The organism is Rhodococcus koreensis (assembly GCF_017068375.1).
GTDB classification, from domain to species: domain Bacteria; phylum Actinomycetota; class Actinomycetes; order Mycobacteriales; family Mycobacteriaceae; genus Rhodococcus_F; species Rhodococcus_F koreensis.
In genome coordinates this window covers 5,659,622-5,676,018 of sequence record NZ_CP070609.1, presented here as the reverse complement: position 1 = coordinate 5,676,018, position 16,397 = coordinate 5,659,622, and the positions used below count along the sequence as shown (strand labels likewise).

General features: G+C 66.4%; 16 protein-coding genes. 3 read left to right on the top strand and 13 right to left on the bottom strand.

The features are described 5' to 3' along the window. Nucleotides 1-154: 154 nt before the first annotated feature. Together JWS14_RS26065 and JWS14_RS26060 are read left to right on the top strand one after the other, a co-directional pair. Nucleotides 155-328, top strand: coding sequence for a hypothetical protein (locus JWS14_RS26065; protein WP_005262874.1), 174 nt, complete (start codon nt 155-157; stop codon nt 326-328). Nucleotides 329-361: 33 nt separating this feature from the next. After that, the gene (locus JWS14_RS26060; protein WP_072947918.1) at nt 362-1,909 is read left to right on the top strand and encodes an alpha,alpha-trehalose-phosphate synthase (UDP-forming); all 1,548 of its coding nucleotides are present in this window, start codon (nt 362-364) and stop codon (nt 1,907-1,909) included. Here JWS14_RS26060 and JWS14_RS26055 read toward each other — a convergent pair. From JWS14_RS26055 to JWS14_RS25995, 13 genes are all read right to left on the bottom strand, one after another. Next, nucleotides 1,879-2,889 (bottom strand): NAD-dependent epimerase/dehydratase family protein, encoded by a 1,011-nt coding sequence (locus tag JWS14_RS26055; protein WP_095863242.1) that lies wholly within the window; start codon nt 2,887-2,889, stop codon nt 1,879-1,881. The two genes, JWS14_RS26060 and JWS14_RS26055, sit on opposite strands and share 31 nt — an antisense overlap. 168 nt (nt 2,890-3,057) lie before the next feature. Beyond that, on the bottom strand, nt 3,058-3,576 hold the full coding sequence (locus JWS14_RS26050; RefSeq protein ID WP_072947914.1) for a h domain protein: 519 nt from the start codon (nt 3,574-3,576) through the stop codon (nt 3,058-3,060). Beyond that, on the bottom strand, nt 3,573-4,319 hold the full coding sequence (locus JWS14_RS26045) for a hypothetical protein (protein ID WP_095863241.1): 747 nt from the start codon (nt 4,317-4,319) through the stop codon (nt 3,573-3,575). The genes JWS14_RS26050 and JWS14_RS26045 overlap by 4 nt, the downstream gene beginning before the upstream one ends. Beyond that, on the bottom strand, nt 4,316-5,725 hold the full coding sequence (locus JWS14_RS26040) for an MCE family protein (RefSeq protein ID WP_095863240.1): 1,410 nt from the start codon (nt 5,723-5,725) through the stop codon (nt 4,316-4,318). Before JWS14_RS26040 ends, JWS14_RS26045 begins: the two co-directional genes overlap by 4 nt. Then, nucleotides 5,722-6,951 carry an MCE family protein gene (locus JWS14_RS26035; RefSeq protein WP_072947906.1) on the bottom strand — a complete coding sequence of 410 codons (1,230 nt, stop codon included), beginning with the start codon at nt 6,949-6,951 and terminating at the stop codon, nt 5,722-5,724. The genes JWS14_RS26040 and JWS14_RS26035 overlap by 4 nt, the downstream gene beginning before the upstream one ends. Beyond that, a complete protein-coding gene (locus JWS14_RS26030; RefSeq protein WP_072947903.1) occupies nt 6,948-8,240 on the bottom strand; it encodes an MCE family protein in 1,293 nt (430 codons plus the stop codon). Before JWS14_RS26030 ends, JWS14_RS26035 begins: the two co-directional genes overlap by 4 nt. Then, complete coding sequence (locus JWS14_RS26025; RefSeq protein ID WP_072947901.1) at nt 8,237-9,292, bottom strand: MCE family protein; 1,056 nt, start codon at nt 9,290-9,292, stop codon at nt 8,237-8,239. Before JWS14_RS26025 ends, JWS14_RS26030 begins: the two co-directional genes overlap by 4 nt. Before the next feature lie 2 nt (nt 9,293-9,294). Further along, complete coding sequence (locus tag JWS14_RS26020) at nt 9,295-10,317, bottom strand: MCE family protein (RefSeq protein ID WP_095863239.1); 1,023 nt, start codon at nt 10,315-10,317, stop codon at nt 9,295-9,297. Next, nucleotides 10,314-11,489 (bottom strand): MCE family protein, encoded by a 1,176-nt coding sequence (locus tag JWS14_RS26015; protein WP_095863238.1) that lies wholly within the window; start codon nt 11,487-11,489, stop codon nt 10,314-10,316. The genes JWS14_RS26020 and JWS14_RS26015 overlap by 4 nt, the downstream gene beginning before the upstream one ends. Before the next feature lie 12 nt (nt 11,490-11,501). Then, nucleotides 11,502-12,353, bottom strand: coding sequence for an MlaE family ABC transporter permease (locus JWS14_RS26010; RefSeq protein WP_072947894.1), 852 nt, complete (start codon nt 12,351-12,353; stop codon nt 11,502-11,504). Nucleotides 12,354-12,373: 20 nt separating this feature from the next. Then, nucleotides 12,374-13,138 (bottom strand): MlaE family ABC transporter permease, encoded by a 765-nt coding sequence (locus tag JWS14_RS26005; RefSeq protein ID WP_015888557.1) that lies wholly within the window; start codon nt 13,136-13,138, stop codon nt 12,374-12,376. A gap of 576 nt (nt 13,139-13,714) precedes the next feature. Further along, nucleotides 13,715-14,632, bottom strand: coding sequence for a 3-oxoacyl-ACP reductase (locus JWS14_RS26000; protein ID WP_072947892.1), 918 nt, complete (start codon nt 14,630-14,632; stop codon nt 13,715-13,717). A 104-nt stretch (nt 14,633-14,736) separates the two neighbouring features. Continuing rightward, nucleotides 14,737-14,928, bottom strand: coding sequence for a ferredoxin (locus tag JWS14_RS25995; protein ID WP_072947890.1), 192 nt, complete (start codon nt 14,926-14,928; stop codon nt 14,737-14,739). Nucleotides 14,929-15,175: 247 nt separating this feature from the next. Here JWS14_RS25995 and JWS14_RS25990 point away from each other — a divergent pair, with 247 nt between their 5' ends. Continuing rightward, entirely contained in the window at nt 15,176-16,387 is a 1,212-nt protein-coding gene (locus tag JWS14_RS25990) for an acyl-CoA dehydrogenase family protein (protein WP_095863237.1), read from the top strand. The last annotated feature ends 10 nt before the right edge of the window (nt 16,388-16,397 follow it).

The following is a 16,397-nucleotide window of genomic DNA, read 5'->3' as shown; positions in this document are numbered from 1 at the left end:
CAACGCCGACGCTTCCCCACCCACCACAAAGTAAGCGGACCCTAACTAGATGAACCCTAATCGATGGGCAACTAGCGTTGACATGCCCGGTTCTCATAGAGTCGCCGATACGAACTACTGCGCGTGACGCAGCAGCAAGCCCGAGAGGACAAAGATGGCCGCGAAGACGACCGCCGAAAACGACATCGCGGACGAGGATCTCGAACCCCTAGCCGACGAGACCGCTCGCCAGGCGCAGCGTGTTGTCGCTGCATACGCCGAAGATGCCGACGAGTGCAGGATGCTGCTCTCGATGCTGGGAATCGGACCCACCTCCAAGCTCGACTGAGAATTTCATCCACTTCGACTGCGAAGGAAGCCCGTGGCTGCCAGTTCGGAATCGTCAGCATCGTCATCACGCTCGACTTCTGATCCGGTTTCCGGGCAAGCCGACTTCGTCGTCGTCGCGAACCGACTCCCCGTCGATCTCGAACGCCTTCCGGACGGCACCACCCGCTGGAAGCGCAGCCCCGGTGGCCTCGTCACCGCGCTCGAGCCGATCCTGCGCCGCAACAAGGGCGCATGGGTCGGCTGGGCGGGGGTCCCGGACGCGGAACTCGATCCCGTCGTGGAGGACGATCTCGAGCTGTACCCGGTTCCGCTGAGCGCCGCGGAGATCGCCGATTACTACGAGGGCTTCTCCAACGCCACCCTGTGGCCGCTGTACCACGACGTCATCGTCAAGCCCGAGTACAACCGCGCCTGGTGGAACGCCTACGTCGAGGTCAACCGCCGTTTCGCGGAGGCCACGTCGAAGGCTGCCGCGCAGGGCGCCACCGTGTGGATCCAGGACTACCAGCTGCAGCTCGTTCCGAAGATGCTGCGCATGCTCCGACCCGACCTCACCATCGGGTTCTTCCTGCACATTCCGTTCCCGCCGGTGGAACTGTTCATGCAGATGCCGTGGCGCACCGAGATCATCGAGGGCCTGCTCGGCGCCGATCTGATCGGGTTCCACCTCCCGGGCGGTGCCCAGAACTTCCTCTACCTGGCCCGCAAGCTCGCCGGCCAGCAGACGTCCCGCGGCAACGTGGGCGTCCGCTCCAAGCTGGGCGTCGTGCAGGTAGGTTTCCGCACGGTCCGCGTCGGCGCGTTCCCGATCTCCATCGACTCGGGGCAGTTGGACGAGCAGTCCCGGTCCAAGTCCATCCGGGACCGCGCCAGGAAGATCCGCAAGGAACTGGGCAATCCCAAACACATCATGCTCGGCGTCGACCGCCTCGATTACACGAAGGGCATCGACGTCCGCCTCGCCGCGTTGCACGAACTGCTCGACGAGAACCGCGTCGACCCCGCCGACACCGTGCTCGTGCAACTCGCGACACCCAGCCGCGAGCGCGTCGAGAGCTACGTCCACATGCGCGGCGAGATCGAGCAGTCGGTGTCGCGGATCAACGGCGAGTACGGCGAGGTCGGCAGGCCCGTGGTGCACTACATCCACCGGCCCATCCCCCGCGACGAACTGATCGCGTTCTTCGTCGCCGCCGACGTGATGCTGGTGACCCCGCTGCGGGACGGCATGAACCTGGTCGCCAAGGAGTACGTGGCGTGCCGGAGTGATCTCGGCGGCGCGCTGCTGCTCAGCGAGTTCACCGGTGCGGCCGCCGAACTGCGTCAGGCGTTCCTGTGCAATCCGCACGATCTCGACAGCGTCAAGGACGCGATGGAGCAGGCCCTGAACCAGCCGAAGGAGGACGGCCGACGCCACATGCGGGCCCTGCGCAGGCAGGTCCTCGCACACGACGTCGACCGGTGGGCCCGGTCCTTCCTCGACGCCCTCGCACACGGCGGCGCCGCGGGCCCCGCGCTGATCGCTCCCGCCGAGGCTTCCGAGTCCGACTACACCGAAGACGCGACCGGGAACAGCTGACCTCCCCGGCTCAGCTGACCGGACGTCACCAGGAAGGCGACGAAGTCGCGGATCGTCTCGTCGGCGGGACGTGGGGCGTAACCGAGTTCGGACCGCGCCTTGCCACCGTCGACGACCGGCGCCGCGAGCAGCGCCGACATCGCCGACCGCGACAGCACGTCCGACCCGAAGCGGGTCCCGATCGGTTCGGCGATCGGCAGCACGCGTTCGATGACACTGAGCGGGAACGAGTACAGCGGCCCCCGACGGCCCGCCGCACGCGCTGCCCTCCTCACGACATCATGCATGCCGAGCATGTGCCCCGAGATCAGGTAGTTCTCACCGGTCCGGCCCTTCTCGCCTGCGGCGATCAGTCCGGCGGCGACGTCGCGGACGTCGACGAAGTCGAACCCGCCCTGCACCGCCGCGGGCACCCGGCCACGAGCGGCGTTGCGCAGCAACGCGTTCACCCGCGACAGTCCGTAGTCGGCGGGCCCGTACACCCCGGTGGGGTTGCAGATCACCGCGTCGAGGCCGGCGTCGACCACCTCGCGGAGTTCGATCTCGCCTGCCCATTTCGACCTGTCGTACACGGGGATCGACGCGTCGACGGACCTCGGCGAGTACTCGTCGAGCGTTCCGCCGCAACTGCTCTGGTCGAAGGAGTGCACAGAACTGCAATGCACCATCCGCCGAACTCCCACCGCGAGAGCGGCTTCGGCGACGGTGCGAACACCCTTGGTGTTGACGGTCCACGCCAGGTCGTCCTTCTGGGCGAGGGTGATCATCGCGACCAGGTGGTAGACCACCTCGGCGCCGTCCAGCGCCTGCTTCATGGATTCGACGTCGAGCACGTCGGCGTTCACCCAGGTGACCCCGTATTCGGGTGCGTACCGGGAACGGACGCGGTCGATGGCAGTCACCTCATGCCCTGCCTCGACCAACAGATTCAGCAGATTGTTGCCCACGAATCCCGCGGCGCCGGTTACTGCAACCTTCATCGACGACTCCCCGTTCGGTTGTGGCCGTGCGACACAGCGTCGTGCGTCGGCACCCGGCCAGGAAACCCCGAGACTACTAGAACTTGTTTCATTTTGTGAAGGGGGTGGCTCCGCCCCGTGAGTACTTCTTAACCGCCCGACGTTAATAAGTACTCACGGGCAGCGCAGCTACACCGGGGTCAGCTGATCGACGAGCCAGCGGTCGTCGACCTTCTGCAGCGACACCCGCACCCGGCTGCCCGACGTTCGGGCGTCGGGGGCGTCGGCGCTCGTCGTCGTCTGGTTCAGGTACAGCAGAACCACCGCCTCGTCGGGTGTGGTCGACACCGGCGCGGCGGCCTGCACCGACACCTGCACGGTGAGTTGCTTCTGCTTGGCGCCCGGTGCGATGGTCTCCTGGACGAGCGTGGTGTAGTCGTCACGGAACGAACCGGTGAGTCCGTCTGCGGCAGAGGCCAACTGGTTGTCGACGTCGGCGAAGTCGTACGCCAGCATCGCGACGGCCTGCTTGCCCGCGGCGTCGACGGCGTCGATGCGCGCCTGCTCGGAGAGTTGATCCTGCCGGTGGCCGTACCAGAGGAAGCCCACCCCGACGGCGAGCGCGACCACCACGACCGCGGCCGCGATCTTCAGCGCTGCGCCCTTGGTGATTGCGAACTTTCGCTTGCCTTCGTTGTTGTCGCTCATGGGACGAACTCCACCTTCGATGCGGTCAACTTGCCGTCGACGTCGCTGATCGTCACCCGCATCCGGAAGTCGCGCGGTGAGGGTTCCGGCTGTTCCTTGCTGCTCACCATCGTCCGCGCGGCCACCAGGACGTTCGCCGAGATCGACGTCTCGGTACCGTTCTCGATGCCGGCCTCGATGACCTCGCCCTCGGTGGTCACGTTCGCGTCCTGCACGACACCGACGAACGGATCCTCCCGGCCCTGGAACTCTTCGAGGAACTGGCCGGAAGCACCGGCGACGATTCGGGCGACGTCGTCCTTCGCGGTCTCGGGGTGGATGGTCGTCAGGTTGAGCACCGTCTGCCGGGCCGTGTCGACGAAGGCTTGACGGCGGTCGTCCCGTTCGCGCGCGGACAGCTGGTCGAGCAGCAGGACTACCGCCGCGACGACCAGTGCGACAATCACCACCGCCGTAACGCCCCACGCGAGCAACGACTTCAGGGACCGACCCTGCTTCGGCGCCTCGATCGGCGGCGCCTCGGACGCCTGTGGTGCGGACGTCGTCGTGGAGACCTTCTCCGCCTCGGGAGTGGCCTGCGCGACCGCCGGCTTGGCGAGGACCACCGGCTTCGGGGCCTCGGTCTCCCCCACCGGCGGGCCGGCGTGCCGGACGGCCCGGCGTCTCGTCCGGTCCGTCGATGCGGGTGTCTGCTGCGCCTGATCCGCGGAGTCGGTCACGCGCTCGTCCGTGCCGGAACTCAAATCTGCTGACCTGTCATCATCGTCTGCCACGTCGAGTCCTTTCCCTGCACCGCCAGATCCGGTTGGGTGTACGTCTTTCCATCCGAACCAATGAAGCTACCGGTGGCCGGGTCGTAGGGCACGGCCGCGACCGGTGCACCCGCGGAGCCTTCGTAGGAACTCGGAACGGCTGTGTACGAGGGTACATCCGGCGGCATGATCGGCCCGTACGGCGGGTTGTTGCCCGACGCCTCCCAGCCCTCGCGGCATGCCTCGACCGTCGGTGCGCGGCGTCCGGGGAACTCCATGCACGGGAGGTTCCGCGCGCCGCGCACGACGGACGGGTCGTCCGGAGCGGCCTTGCAGTACAGGTCGTTCGGTGTCGCGATCGGGTCGGTCTGATCTCCCGACCGGCGTTGGTCGGGGGGCAGGAATCCCGTCGTACACGCCGGGGGGTCGTGCAGTTGCAGGGCGAAGTCGACGATCGCGCCGTCCTCCACGGGCCCGCCGGTCGCCGCCGTCACGAGCGCCGCGGTCAGCGGCGGGTAGATGACCAGCACCTGCTCGATGCTCTTGTTGTAGATCACCCCGACCTGCCCGACGCTCACCAGATTCCGCAGCAGGATCGGCAGCGTCGGCTGCAGGTCCTGGAACAGCTGGGTGGCTTCCTGCGCCGCGCCGGGACCCTTCTCCAGCACCGACCGCAGGCTCGGGTCGCTCGCCCGCAACTGGTCGGTGAACGTCACGAGGTCCTGGGTCCACGAGCGGATGGCGTCGCTGCTGACCGTCTGGGTGTCGAGCAGCGGACCGACCTGGTCGATCAGGGCCTTTGTCGCGTCGCTGTTCGCGTCGGCCTCCTCGACGAACAGGCGGGCCGAGTCGATGAGCCGCTGCAGGTCGGGACCGGATCCGTTGAACGCCGTGAACGCCTCGTCGATCACCGTCTGCAGCCTGGTGTCCGAAATGCTGGCGAGCAGTTCGTCGGCCTGGTCGAGCATCTCGCCGACGTCCTGCGGGATGGTCGCCCGATCCTCCGGGATCACATCGCCGTTCGCGAGGTACGGGCCGTCGGCTGTGCCTTCCCGCGGGATCAGGTCGACGTACTGCTCGCCGACCGCCGACACGCTCTTGACCGCCGCGTCGACGTCGGCCGGGATCTTGTAGTCGCTGTCGAGCGACATCTTCGCCTCCACACCCTCGCCGGTGAGCGTCACGTTCTCGACGACACCGATGTTGGTGCCGCGGTACGCGACATTGGCGTGGGAGTAGAGCCCGCCGGTGGACGGCAGCCGGACGCTCACCTCGTAGCGTCCGATGCCGAACAGCACCGGCACCTTGATGTACTGGATCGACATCACGACGAGCCCGATGACGGTGAGGATCGAGAAGATGATCAGCTGAATACGAACGAATCTCGTCATTCTCATGGTGTCGGCGCCCCTCCCAGTTGCGGCGGAAGGCCCGGTATCTGCGGCAGTCCGGGTATCTGCGGGAGCCCGGGAATCACCGGCGGCGCCGGTGCCGGTTTCGGCGCCGGCTGCAGCGGCGCCTGCAGCGGATCGCCGGACTGTCCGGCCACCCCGGCGAGCGATCCCACGGCGCCCTCCACGCCGCCGAGTGATCCGCCGAGCCCGGTTCCGGTCAGGAAGTTGCTGTCGACGCGTTCGTTGGTCATGTCGATCGTCATCATGAGGTTCGCGTAGTCGCCCTGAATCGCCTTGTCCATCGTCTTCATCGGGAAGGGGTACGTGAGCATCAGGGTCAGCACCTCGGTCAGCGCGCTCCCCGAGTTGGCGAGTTCACGCAGCACCGGGGTGAGGTTGCGCAGGTTCGCCTTCAGGTCCTCGCCGCTGCTCTCGACGAGACGGGAGGCGGTGTCGCTGAGCTTGCCCACCTCGACCAGAGCGGTGGTGAGATTCTGCCGTTGGGTGACGAGCACGTCCAGCGCGGGCGGGATGCCGTCCAGCGCCGCGTCCAGGGTGGCCTTCTGCTCGTTGACGGTGCCCGACAACCGGTCGAGCCCCTCCATCGCACCGATGATGTCGCCGCGCTGCCGGTCGAGGCTCGTGACGAGCTGGTCGAGTTGCGGAAGGAGGTCGCGGATGGACTCCTCCCGTCCGCCCAGCGCGGCGTTGAGTTCCTGGGTGATGTCGCGGATCTGGGCGATGCCGCCGCCGTTGAGCACCACCGACAGCGACGACAGCGTCTGCTCGGTGGTCGGGTAGGCGCCCGCCCGCTCGATCGGGATGACGTCGCCGTCCTCGAGTTTGCCTTCGGGCTCGACGTCGCTCGGCGGAGCCAGCTCGAGGTGCTGCGAGCCGAGGAGGCTGGTCTGGCCGATCTTGGCGGTCGCATTGGCGGGCAACTGGACGTCGCCGTTGATCGACACGGTGACCAGGGCGTGCCAGTCCTGCACCTCGATGCCCGTCACCGAACCCACCGTCACGTCGTTCACCCGGACGGGCGAGTTCTGCGACAGCGTCGTCACATTGGGCATCTGGATCTCGACGGTGTAGGCGTCGTCGCCCTGCCCCTCGGTCCCCGGCAGGGGAAGCGAATTCAGCCCTTCCCACTCGCATCCGGTCAGGGTCAGCGTCAGTGTGATCGCCACCGCGGCGATGCCACCGCGACGCATCCGTGCGTGCTTCGTCATCGCCCACCTCCCGGCTGCAGCAGATCGTTCAGGTCTCTGGGCACGTCCACCGTCGGCATCCCGGCGAGGGTGCCGGTCACCGGGGGCGCGGACCGCGGCGGCACGGAGGCCTCGAGACTCGGCGGGGTGTACTCGATCTGATCCGGGAACGCATTCACTCCCGTGGTCGGGTTGGTGAGGACGGGCAGATAGTTCATCGTCAGCGAGTTCAGGACCGGCGACAGGTACTGGGTGCACAGGTCGGCACTGCGATTCGCCTCGTTGGCCTGCAGGCTCTGGATGGCGCCGCACATGAAGTTCACGGGGTTCCCGAGGTTCGCAAACGCGACCGCACCGACCAGTGACCCCTGCGCCGGCTTGTAGATGTTGCTGAAGTTCGCCAGCGCCGTGGGCGCCACGTGGAGCACCTGCTCGATCTGGGGCCTCTTGTCGGCGAGCACCTGGGTGGCGTCCGCCAGACGGCCGACCTGCTCACTGAGGGCGGCGCGGTTCTCCGCCACGAACCGGTTGACGTCGCCGAGCGCCAGGTCGAGGTCGTTCAGGGCGGTTCCGAGTTCGTCGGAGTTGGTGGCGAGCATGTTCGACACCGACGCGAGCCTGCCCTCGAACTGGACGATCTGCTCGTTGCTCGACGACAGCGCCGCCACGAACGTCTGCAGGTTGCGGATGGTCGAGAACAGGTCGGTGCGGCCGTCGGACAGGGTCCGCATGGTCTCCGACAGTTCCCGCAACGTGTTGCGCAGCGACTCGCCGTTCCCGTCGAGATTGGCGGCGGCGGTGTCGATGAACGTGCCGAGCGAGCCCTGCGGGTCGGCGCCCTGCGGTCCGAGCGCCTCCGACAGCTTGTTCAGCTCAGTCTTGATCTCGTCCCATTCCACCGGGACGGCGGTGTGCTCCACCGGGATGCTCGCGCCGTCGCCCATCGTCGGCCCACCCGCGTACACGGGTGTCAGCTGGACGAACCGTCCCGACACCAGGCTGGGCGCGACAATGACGGCCTTCGCGTCGGCCGGAATCTTCACGCTCTTGTTCACGTTCATCGTCACCCGCGCGAAGTCGGCGCCGGGCTCGATCGAATCGATCGTCCCCACCTTCACACCGAGGACGCGGACGTCGTCGCCCGAATACAGCCCGGTGGTCGCCGGGAAGTAGGCGGTGATCGTGTTCTGGAACAGCTTGGGCACGAACATCACTGCGGCGCCGACGATCAGCACCACCACGACCGCGGCGACGCCGCCGCGGATCAGCCACTTCTTCCGCGTGTTGGTGATTTCCGGGTTCGTCGTCATCGCGGCGGTTCCCTCAGCTCGATGGACGGACCCGTCTGCAGGTACGCCTGGAGGTCGTTGGGCAGATGCTCCGGCCACGTCACCGCGTCGCTGAGCCCCTGGAACAGGTTGCCGATGCCGATGTTGTAGACGTACGCCATGAAGAACGGGCCGCTACCCACCGACTCGCCGAGCTGAGTGGCGTACGGCGCGAGGCCGTCGAGAGCCTGTGAGATGTTGTCCTTGTTGCGCTGCAGGACGTCGACCACCGAGTTCAGCTTGTCGAGCGTCGGTTTCATCTGCTCCTCGTTGTCCTGGACCAGCCCGGTGAGCTGCCGGGACACCTCGGAGATGTTCACGATCAGCTGGCTGATCGCCGCGCGGCGACGGTCGAGCTCACCGAACAGCTCGTTTCCGTCGACGATCAGCGAGTTGATCTGCCCGCTGCGCTCGGCGAGGATTCCGGTCACGTTCTCGGCCCGCGAGAGCAGCTGCCGCAGGCTCTCGTCCCGCGAGTTGATGCTCTCCGACAACCGGGTCAGGCCGTCCAGTGCGGTGCGCAGCTCGGGCGGCGTGTTCTCGAGAGCGCCGGACATCGCGTTCAACGCGTTGTTGACCTCGTCGGTGTCGAGTTCGGAGACGGTGGTCGACAGATCGCCGAGTGCGTCGTTGAGCGAGTACGGAGAGTTGGTGCGCTCCAACGGAATAGTCGATCCCACCCGCATCGTGTCGTGCCCGAGCGGGGTGACGGCGAGGGACTTGCGCCCGAGAACGGTGTTGGTCTTGATGTTCGCCTCGGTGGCGTCGCCGAGGGCGATGCCGTCCTGGATGGTGAACGTGACGAGCACCTTCTGGTCGTCGAGTTCCACCTCGGCGACCTTCCCGACGTCGACACCGGCGAGGGTCACCGTGTCGCCGGTCATCAGCCCACCCGCGTCCTCGAAATAGGCGGAGTACTGCGTGCCGCCCGACAGGAATTGCAGCTGATCGTATTGCAGGGTCGCGATCACGATCATGCTCGCGACGGCGACACCGATGAGTCCCACCTGTACGGGATTGCGTTCACTCTTCATGGCTACGGTGCACACCTCCCTGCCGTCTGACCGCCCGGCATGTTCAGGAGCAGATCCGATCCGTCCGGGCCGGAGAACTTGAACTTGACCGTGCAGACGTACATCTGGAAGAAGCTGCCGTACGTGCCGATGCGGATGAGCCTGCGGTACGCGTCGGGCAGATTCTGGAACACCCAGTCGAGGTCGTCCTCGCCCGCCTGGAGTTGAGTCGCGGTGCGGTTGGCCTCCGCGATCGTGCTCTGCAGGGGCGGCCGCGCACCTTCGAGCAGATGTGCGAGATCGCCCGTCGCCCCGGCGATGCGGGGAATGGCGTCACCGATCTGATCGCGGTCCTGGGAGAGCCCGCTCACCAACTGCTGCAACCGGTCGAGCGTCGACCGGAACTGGTCGCCGCGGTCGTTGATGGTCCCGAGCACCTGGTTGAGGTTCGTGATCACCTCGCCGATCAACTGGTCCCGGTCGGCGAGGGTGTTCGTGAACGAACTCGTGCTGCCGAGGAGCGAGACGAGCGTGCCGCCCTGCCCCTGGAACACCTGGACCAGCGCCTGCGACAGGTCGTTGACCTGCTGCGGGTCCAGCGCCCGGAGCAGCGGCTTGAACCCGCCCAGCAGAAGGTCGAGATCGAGTGCGGGAGAGGTGTTCTCGACGGGGATCGAACCACCGTCCGGCAGTGGTTCCACCGATCCGGCGCCTTCGAGGAGTTCCATGTACCGGTCGCCGACGAGGTTCTCGTACCGCACCGTCGCCTTGGTCCCGTCGAACAGCGAGTACTTGGTGTCGACGGTGAAGTCGACGTCGGCCAGGTTGTCGTCGTCGATGCCCACCTTCTCGACGGCGCCGACGGGAACGCCGGCGATGCGGACCTTGTCGCCGGGCTTGAGCCCGGACACGTCGGTGAACGTAGCGTGGTAGCCGTCGGAACTACTGAATCGGTACTGGCTGAACACCAGGGCGAGCCCGGCGAAGATCACCGACATCACCGTCGCGAAGATCAGCAGCTTGACCGTGGTCGCTCGCACAGTCACTGCCCACCCTGCCCGGGGAACACGCCCGCGAACAACAGTTGGAACACCTTCGGCAGATGTACCTGGACTTCCGTCGACGGCACGAACGGCACCGTGCCGGTGTCGGCCACGACGAAGTTCGCGTGCTTGCTGAGATCGGGGTTGGGAAGACCGTGGCAGTTCGGCCCACCTGTCGCGTTCACTTTCGGCAGGTCCTTCGGATAGGTGTACGGCTCCTGCCCGTACATGAAGCTGGCACTCAGCGCGATACCCGGCTGATTGCCGCCGATGAGCTGTTCGGCGAGGGGGATCACGTTGTTCAGGCCGACGATGAAGCAGGAGATCTCGGGCGAGTACTCGGCCAGCAGATCCGTCGTCGGGAGCAGCAGGCCGAGAGCGGAGTCCAGGTTCTGCTCGTTCTCGGTCAGGACGGTGTTCGCCGTGTCGGCCAGCCCGGTGACGTTGAGCAGCACGGCGTCCAGGTTGTCCTGTTCGTCGACGACGGTGCCGCTGGTGGCCGTCGCGTTGTCGAGCACCCGGAGCAGGTCGGGCGCGGTGTCGGCATACACGTCGGTGACCTGCGCCGCCTTCGCCAGATCTTCCTGCAACTGGGGCAGACTCGGGTTCATCTCCGCCAGGTAGCTGTCGCTCTGCTCGAGCAGGGCGCCGAGTTCGTCACCCCGCCCGTGCAGCGCCGAGGAGATGGCACCGAGGGTGGCGTTGAGCTTCTCCGGCTGCACCTTGGCCAACACGTCGGACAGGTGCTGGAAGACCGTGTTGAATTCGACGGTGACGTTGTCGGATGCGATGACGTCCCCCGACTGGAGAGGGGTGGACGACGGGTTCTCCGGCATCACGAAGTTGACGTACTTGGCGCCGAACACGGTGGTGGACTTGATTTCCACAGTCGCGTTGGACGGAATCAGCGACATCATGTCGGGGTACATCGCCAGTTTCAGCTCGGCGCCGTCGGTCACGTGCTCGATGGCGGCGACGCGGCCGACCTGGACACCGAGGAGCTTGACCTTGGCGTCGGGTTCCATCACCAGTCCGGAGCGATCCGACGTCACGGTGACGGGCGTGGTCTCGTTGAACGTGCCGTTGAACATGGCCAGTGACACACCGATGATCGCGAGAAGACTCACCACGAGTACGAGTGCCGCGAGCTTCTTCTTCCCACTCGAATCAGTCATCTACCGGCACTCCTATCCCGAAAGGTTGAAGTTGCCGGACCCGCCGTAGATGGCGAGCGAGATGAGCAGGGTGACGGTGACGACGGCGATCAGCGAGGAGCGCACCGCGTTGCCGACGGCCACACCGACGCCGACCGGGCCGCCCGAGGCGTTGAAGCCGTAGTAGGTGTGGATGAGCATGATCGCGATCGCCATGACGATGGCCTGGGCGAACGACCACAGGATGTCCGTGGGTATCAGGAACGTCGAGAAGTAGTGGTCGTAGACGCCGGACGACTGGTCGTACAGCACGACGGTCGCGAACCGGCTCGCCATGAAGGACGCGATCACCGCCAGGGCGTACAGCGGGATGATCGCGATCATGCCCGCCATCACGCGGGTGCTGACCAGGTACGGGATCGACGGGATCGCCATCGTCTCGAGTGCGTCGATCTCCTCCGAGACGCGCATCGCGCCGAGTTGGGCAGTGGAGCCGGCGCCGATGGTGGCCGCCAGCCCGATGCCCGCGATGACCGGCGCCGCGATGCGCACGTTGATGAATGCCGCGAAGAAGCCGGTGAGTGCCTCGACACCGATGTTGCCGAGCGAGCTGTACCCCTGCACGGCGATGGTGCCGCCGGTGAACAGAGTCAGGAAGCCGACGATGACGACCGTTCCGCCGATCACCGCGAGCGCACCGGTGCCCATGCTGATCTCGGCGATCAGCCGCAGCGTCTCCCTCGGGTAGTGCATCAGGGCGCGGGGCGCCGAGCCGATGGCCCGCGCGAAGAACAGTGCCTGCTCACCGAGCCGGTCGATCGAGCGGGACGCCGACGCGAACCGTCTGCGAGTTCGGGGAAAGCGCCCGGCCGCCGCTAGTGCCATCTACTCCACCACCAAGTCGATCACCCTGCCGTCAGTTTGATGCCGACGGCGGTGACGAGAACGTTGACCACGAAGAGGGCCATGAACGAGAACACGACGGTCTGGTTGACGGCGTCACCGACGCTCTTCGCGCCACCCTTGACGTTCAGGCCGAGGTAGGCGGCGACGAGGCCGGCGATCATGCCGAACAGACCTGCTTTGACTTCCGAGATCACGAGTTCCCCGAAACCGGTGAGCAGCGTGATGCCATTGACGAAGGCACCCGGGTTGACGTCCTGGATGTAGACCGAGAAGACGAAACCGCCGAGGATGCCGATGGTGCAGACCAGCCCGTTGAGCAGGAGCGCCACGACGGTCGAGGCCAGCACGCGCGGCACGACCAGGCGGTGGATCGGGTTGATGCCCAGCACGCGCATCGCGTCGATCTCTTCGCGGATGGTGCGGGCGGAGAGGTCTGCGCAGATGGCGGTGGCGCCTGCACCCGCCACGATGAGCACGGTGACGATGGGGCCGACCTGGGTGACGGTGCCGAGAGCGGCGCCGGCGCCACTGAGGTCGGCGGCGCCGATCTCACGGAGGAGGATGTTGATCGTGAAGCTCACCAGCACGGTGAACGGAATGGCCACCAGCACGGTGGGCACCATCGAGACCCGGGCGACGAACCACGCCTGGTCGACGAACTCGCGACGCTGGAAGGGCCTCGAAAAGACTGCCCTCAACGTTTCGCCCGACATCGTGAAGAACCCGCCGACCGCACGCAACGGCACCTCGAGGAGGTCTACCATCCGTCCTCCTCGTCCATGATCTCGCCCAGCACCGACTGTCAGTTCGAGCCCAGCCCCCCAACGGTCTGTGACTCAGGTCATATTAACTAGAACGTGTTCACCTGTCAAAGGTGGCCGCTCATCAGCAAGAATCGTCCCATATTCAGCACGCTCCGAGGGTCGGATTCGACCGAAAATCAGGGCGTGTCACCCCGCGATCGGACCTGGAAGTTGGTGCCAGCCGGAAACACAAAGCGTTGGCGCTAAGTTGTTATAGCACAAGACCTTTGAATAAATATCATCGCGCACGGGCGAGCGCGGAAATCGCCTTTGCGTCCGATTCCGGCGACCGGGCGCGCCCGCCGGGCACCAGCGCTTCGGGAGTGTCGCAGGCAAGGGTGATCGAACCGGTCGACGGCGGAAAACTAGAACACGATCTAGTCAAATCCGGCACGTGTTCCACACCCCCTCCACCGTCACCCGGCCCCGCTCCGCAGCTGTTCAGTTGCCTTCAGTATCGCCCATCGCGGACGCATTACCTGCGGAAACGATACGCAAACCCGGGTCGTGTCGATTCCTCGACCCGCAGGACGCGGATCAGCCCAGTTCGCGCAGCGCCGCGGAGGCCGAGAACATCGCGGCCGGATCCCGGTCCTCGAAGTAGGTCCCGAGCTCCTCCGCGAGCGCACCGGGTGTCCAGCGGCCGTCCACGGCGTCGAAGCGCCGCTCGACGACCGGCGCCGCCATCAACGCCACCATCGGGCCGTAGACGACGAAGACCTGGCCGTTCACGGAGTCGGCGGCGGGAGATGCGAGGTAGGCGACCAGCGCGGCCACATGCTCGGGCGACAACGGATCGACTCCCTCGGCGGGAGCCTCCCCGAAGACGCTCTCCGTCATCGACGTGCGGGCCCGAGGGCAGATCGCGTTGGCCCGGACGCCGTACCGGGAGAGCCCACGGGCCGCCGACAGCGTGAGCGCCGTGATGCCCGCCTTGGCGGCACCGTAGTTCGCCTGCCCCTCGGGTCCGAGCAGTCCCGCCTCGGACGAGGTGTTGACGATCCGCCCGTACACGGGCGCGCCGGCCTCCTTCGACCTGCCCCGCCAATACGACGCGGCGGAACGGCACAGCAGGAAGTGGCCGCGCAGATGCACTTTCAGCACCAGGTCCCAGTCCTCGTCGGACATGTTGAACAGCATGCGATCCCGCGTGATGCCCGCATTGTTCACCAGGATGTCGAGGCTGCCGAGCCGGCTCTGCGCCGCCTCCATGATCGCGTCGGCCGTGGACCGTTCGCCGATGTCGCCTGCCACGAACTCGACCTTTGCGCCCAGGCCCCGGATTTCCTCCAGAGTTTCCTCGACGGCCTCGTTCGCGGCCAGGTCGTTGACGACGACGGACGCACCCGCACGGGCCAGTGCGATCGCCTCGAACTTTCCGAGGCCGGATCCGGCACCGGTCACGACGGCGACCTTGCCGTCCACGTTCACTTCGCGGTCAGCCACAGCATTCATGAACACGCTCTCCTGGTTCTGTGCGCTCGCCGCAGGTCGTGAACCACGGCGCGGCGGTAGGTCGACGCCACTCTAGAACGTGTTCTCATTCCGGGCAACAATCCTCAGGGGTGCTCGGTGAGTGCGGCCCTCGGACACTGGGCGATCGCCGTACGCACGTCTTCCTCCCGGTCAGCGGGAGGAACGGCACTCGTGATGTGCAGCTGATCGTCGTCGTCGAGCTCGAAGATGTCGGGTGCGATCCCCACGCACACACCATTGGCCTCGCAACGGTCGAAATCGACTCTGACCTCCATGGCAACCCTCACTTCTTCTCGTCTCGTCACTCGCGGATCCGGGTGCAGCCGGGCTGTGGCGCACGCCGTTCCTGCGATAACACTAGAACCTGTTCCAGTCGTGTGCAATGATTCGTTCCACGACTGCGGGCACGCCTACCGGGCACGCTCCGGGGCCGGCCTGAGCCGACTCCGCCGATGCACCGCAGAGACTGGAACCTGTGCCAGATATCAGCTGATTTCGCTCTCGGACCGGAGAGGTATTTCGATGCACATCACGTACACACCGCAGCAGCAACAGCTGCGGGAAGAGCTGCGCGCGTACTTCGCGAAGCTGATGACGCCGGAGCGTCGAGAGGCACTGGCCGCCACCACCGGCGAATACGGCGAGGGCAACGTCTACCGCGACGTCGTCGCCCAGATGGGCAGGGACGGCTGGCTGACACTCGGGTGGCCCAGGGAGTACGGCGGCCAGGAACGATCCGCCATGGATCAGCTGATCTTCACCGACGAGGCAGCCATCGCAGGCGCGCCCGTCCCCTTCCTCACGATCAACTCGGTCGCGCCGACGATCATGCATTTCGGCACCCCCGAGCAGAAATCGTTCTTCCTGCCCAAGATCTCGGCCGGCGAACTGCACTTCTCGATCGGCTACTCCGAGCCCGAAGCGGGGACCGACCTCGCCAGCCTCCGCACCACCGCGGTCAAGGACGGCGACGACTACGTCATCAACGGCCAGAAGATGTGGACGAGTCTGATCGCGTACGCCGACTACGTGTGGCTGGCGTGCCGCACCGATCCCGAAGCGAAGAAGCACAAGGGCATCAGCATGCTGATCGTCCCGACCACCGCCGAAGGCTTCTCGTACACCCCCGTGCACACGATGGCGGGCCCGGACACCAGCGCCACCTACTACCAGGACGTGCGGGTGCCCTCGTCCGCGCTCGTCGGCCCCGAACACGGCGGCTGGGCGCTGATCACCAACCAGCTCAATCACGAACGCGTCGCCCTGACGTCCGCCGGGCCGGTCCTCACCGCCCAGCGGGAGGTGCGCGAATGGGCGCAGAACACCAAGCTGCCGGACGGTCGCCGCGTCATCGACCAGGAATGGGTGCAGATCAATCTCGCGCGCGTCCACGCGAAGGCCGAGTACCTGAAGCTCATGAACTGGGAGATCGCCTCGTCGACCGGGGCGAGCGAAGCGACGGGGGATGATTCAGCGCACGCCCCCGGCCCGGAGGCGGCGTCGGCGAACAAGGTGTACGGCACGGAGTTCGCCACCGAGGCGTACCGGCTGCTGATGGAGATCCTCGGACCGTCGGCCACGCTGCGGCAGAACTCCCCGGGCGTCCTGCTGCGCGGGCGGCTCGAGCGGATGCACCGGTCGTCGCTGATCCTCACGTTCGGCGGCGGAACCAACGAGGTGCAGCGCGACATCATCGCCATGACCGCCCTCGGCCTGCCCCCCGCGACGCGTTAGGACTATCACC

What these genes read in the sequence shown, in the direction of transcription:
- JWS14_RS26065 (WP_005262874.1), top strand. Translation starts at nt 155, where the DNA reads ATGGCCGCGAAGACGACCGCCGAAAACGACATCGCGGACGAGGATCTC.
- JWS14_RS26055 (WP_095863242.1), bottom strand. Translation starts at nt 2,889, where the DNA reads ATGAAGGTTGCAGTAACCGGCGCCGCGGGATTCGTGGGCAACAATCTG.
- JWS14_RS26050 (WP_072947914.1), bottom strand. Translation starts at nt 3,576, where the DNA reads ATGAGCGACAACAACGAAGGCAAGCGAAAGTTCGCAATCACCAAGGGC.
- JWS14_RS26040 (WP_095863240.1), bottom strand. Translation starts at nt 5,725, where the DNA reads ATGAGAATGACGAGATTCGTTCGTATTCAGCTGATCATCTTCTCGATC.
- JWS14_RS26035 (WP_072947906.1), bottom strand. Translation starts at nt 6,951, where the DNA reads ATGACGAAGCACGCACGGATGCGTCGCGGTGGCATCGCCGCGGTGGCG.
- JWS14_RS26030 (WP_072947903.1), bottom strand. Translation starts at nt 8,240, where the DNA reads ATGACGACGAACCCGGAAATCACCAACACGCGGAAGAAGTGGCTGATC.
- JWS14_RS26025 (WP_072947901.1), bottom strand. Translation starts at nt 9,292, where the DNA reads ATGAAGAGTGAACGCAATCCCGTACAGGTGGGACTCATCGGTGTCGCC.
- JWS14_RS26015 (WP_095863238.1), bottom strand. Translation starts at nt 11,489, where the DNA reads ATGACTGATTCGAGTGGGAAGAAGAAGCTCGCGGCACTCGTACTCGTG.
- JWS14_RS26010 (WP_072947894.1), bottom strand. Translation starts at nt 12,353, where the DNA reads ATGGCACTAGCGGCGGCCGGGCGCTTTCCCCGAACTCGCAGACGGTTC.
- JWS14_RS26005 (WP_015888557.1), bottom strand. Translation starts at nt 13,138, where the DNA reads ATGGTAGACCTCCTCGAGGTGCCGTTGCGTGCGGTCGGCGGGTTCTTC.
- JWS14_RS26000 (WP_072947892.1), bottom strand. Translation starts at nt 14,632, where the DNA reads ATGAATGCTGTGGCTGACCGCGAAGTGAACGTGGACGGCAAGGTCGCC.
- JWS14_RS25995 (WP_072947890.1), bottom strand. Translation starts at nt 14,928, where the DNA reads ATGGAGGTCAGAGTCGATTTCGACCGTTGCGAGGCCAATGGTGTGTGC.
- JWS14_RS25990 (WP_095863237.1), top strand. Translation starts at nt 15,176, where the DNA reads ATGCACATCACGTACACACCGCAGCAGCAACAGCTGCGGGAAGAGCTG.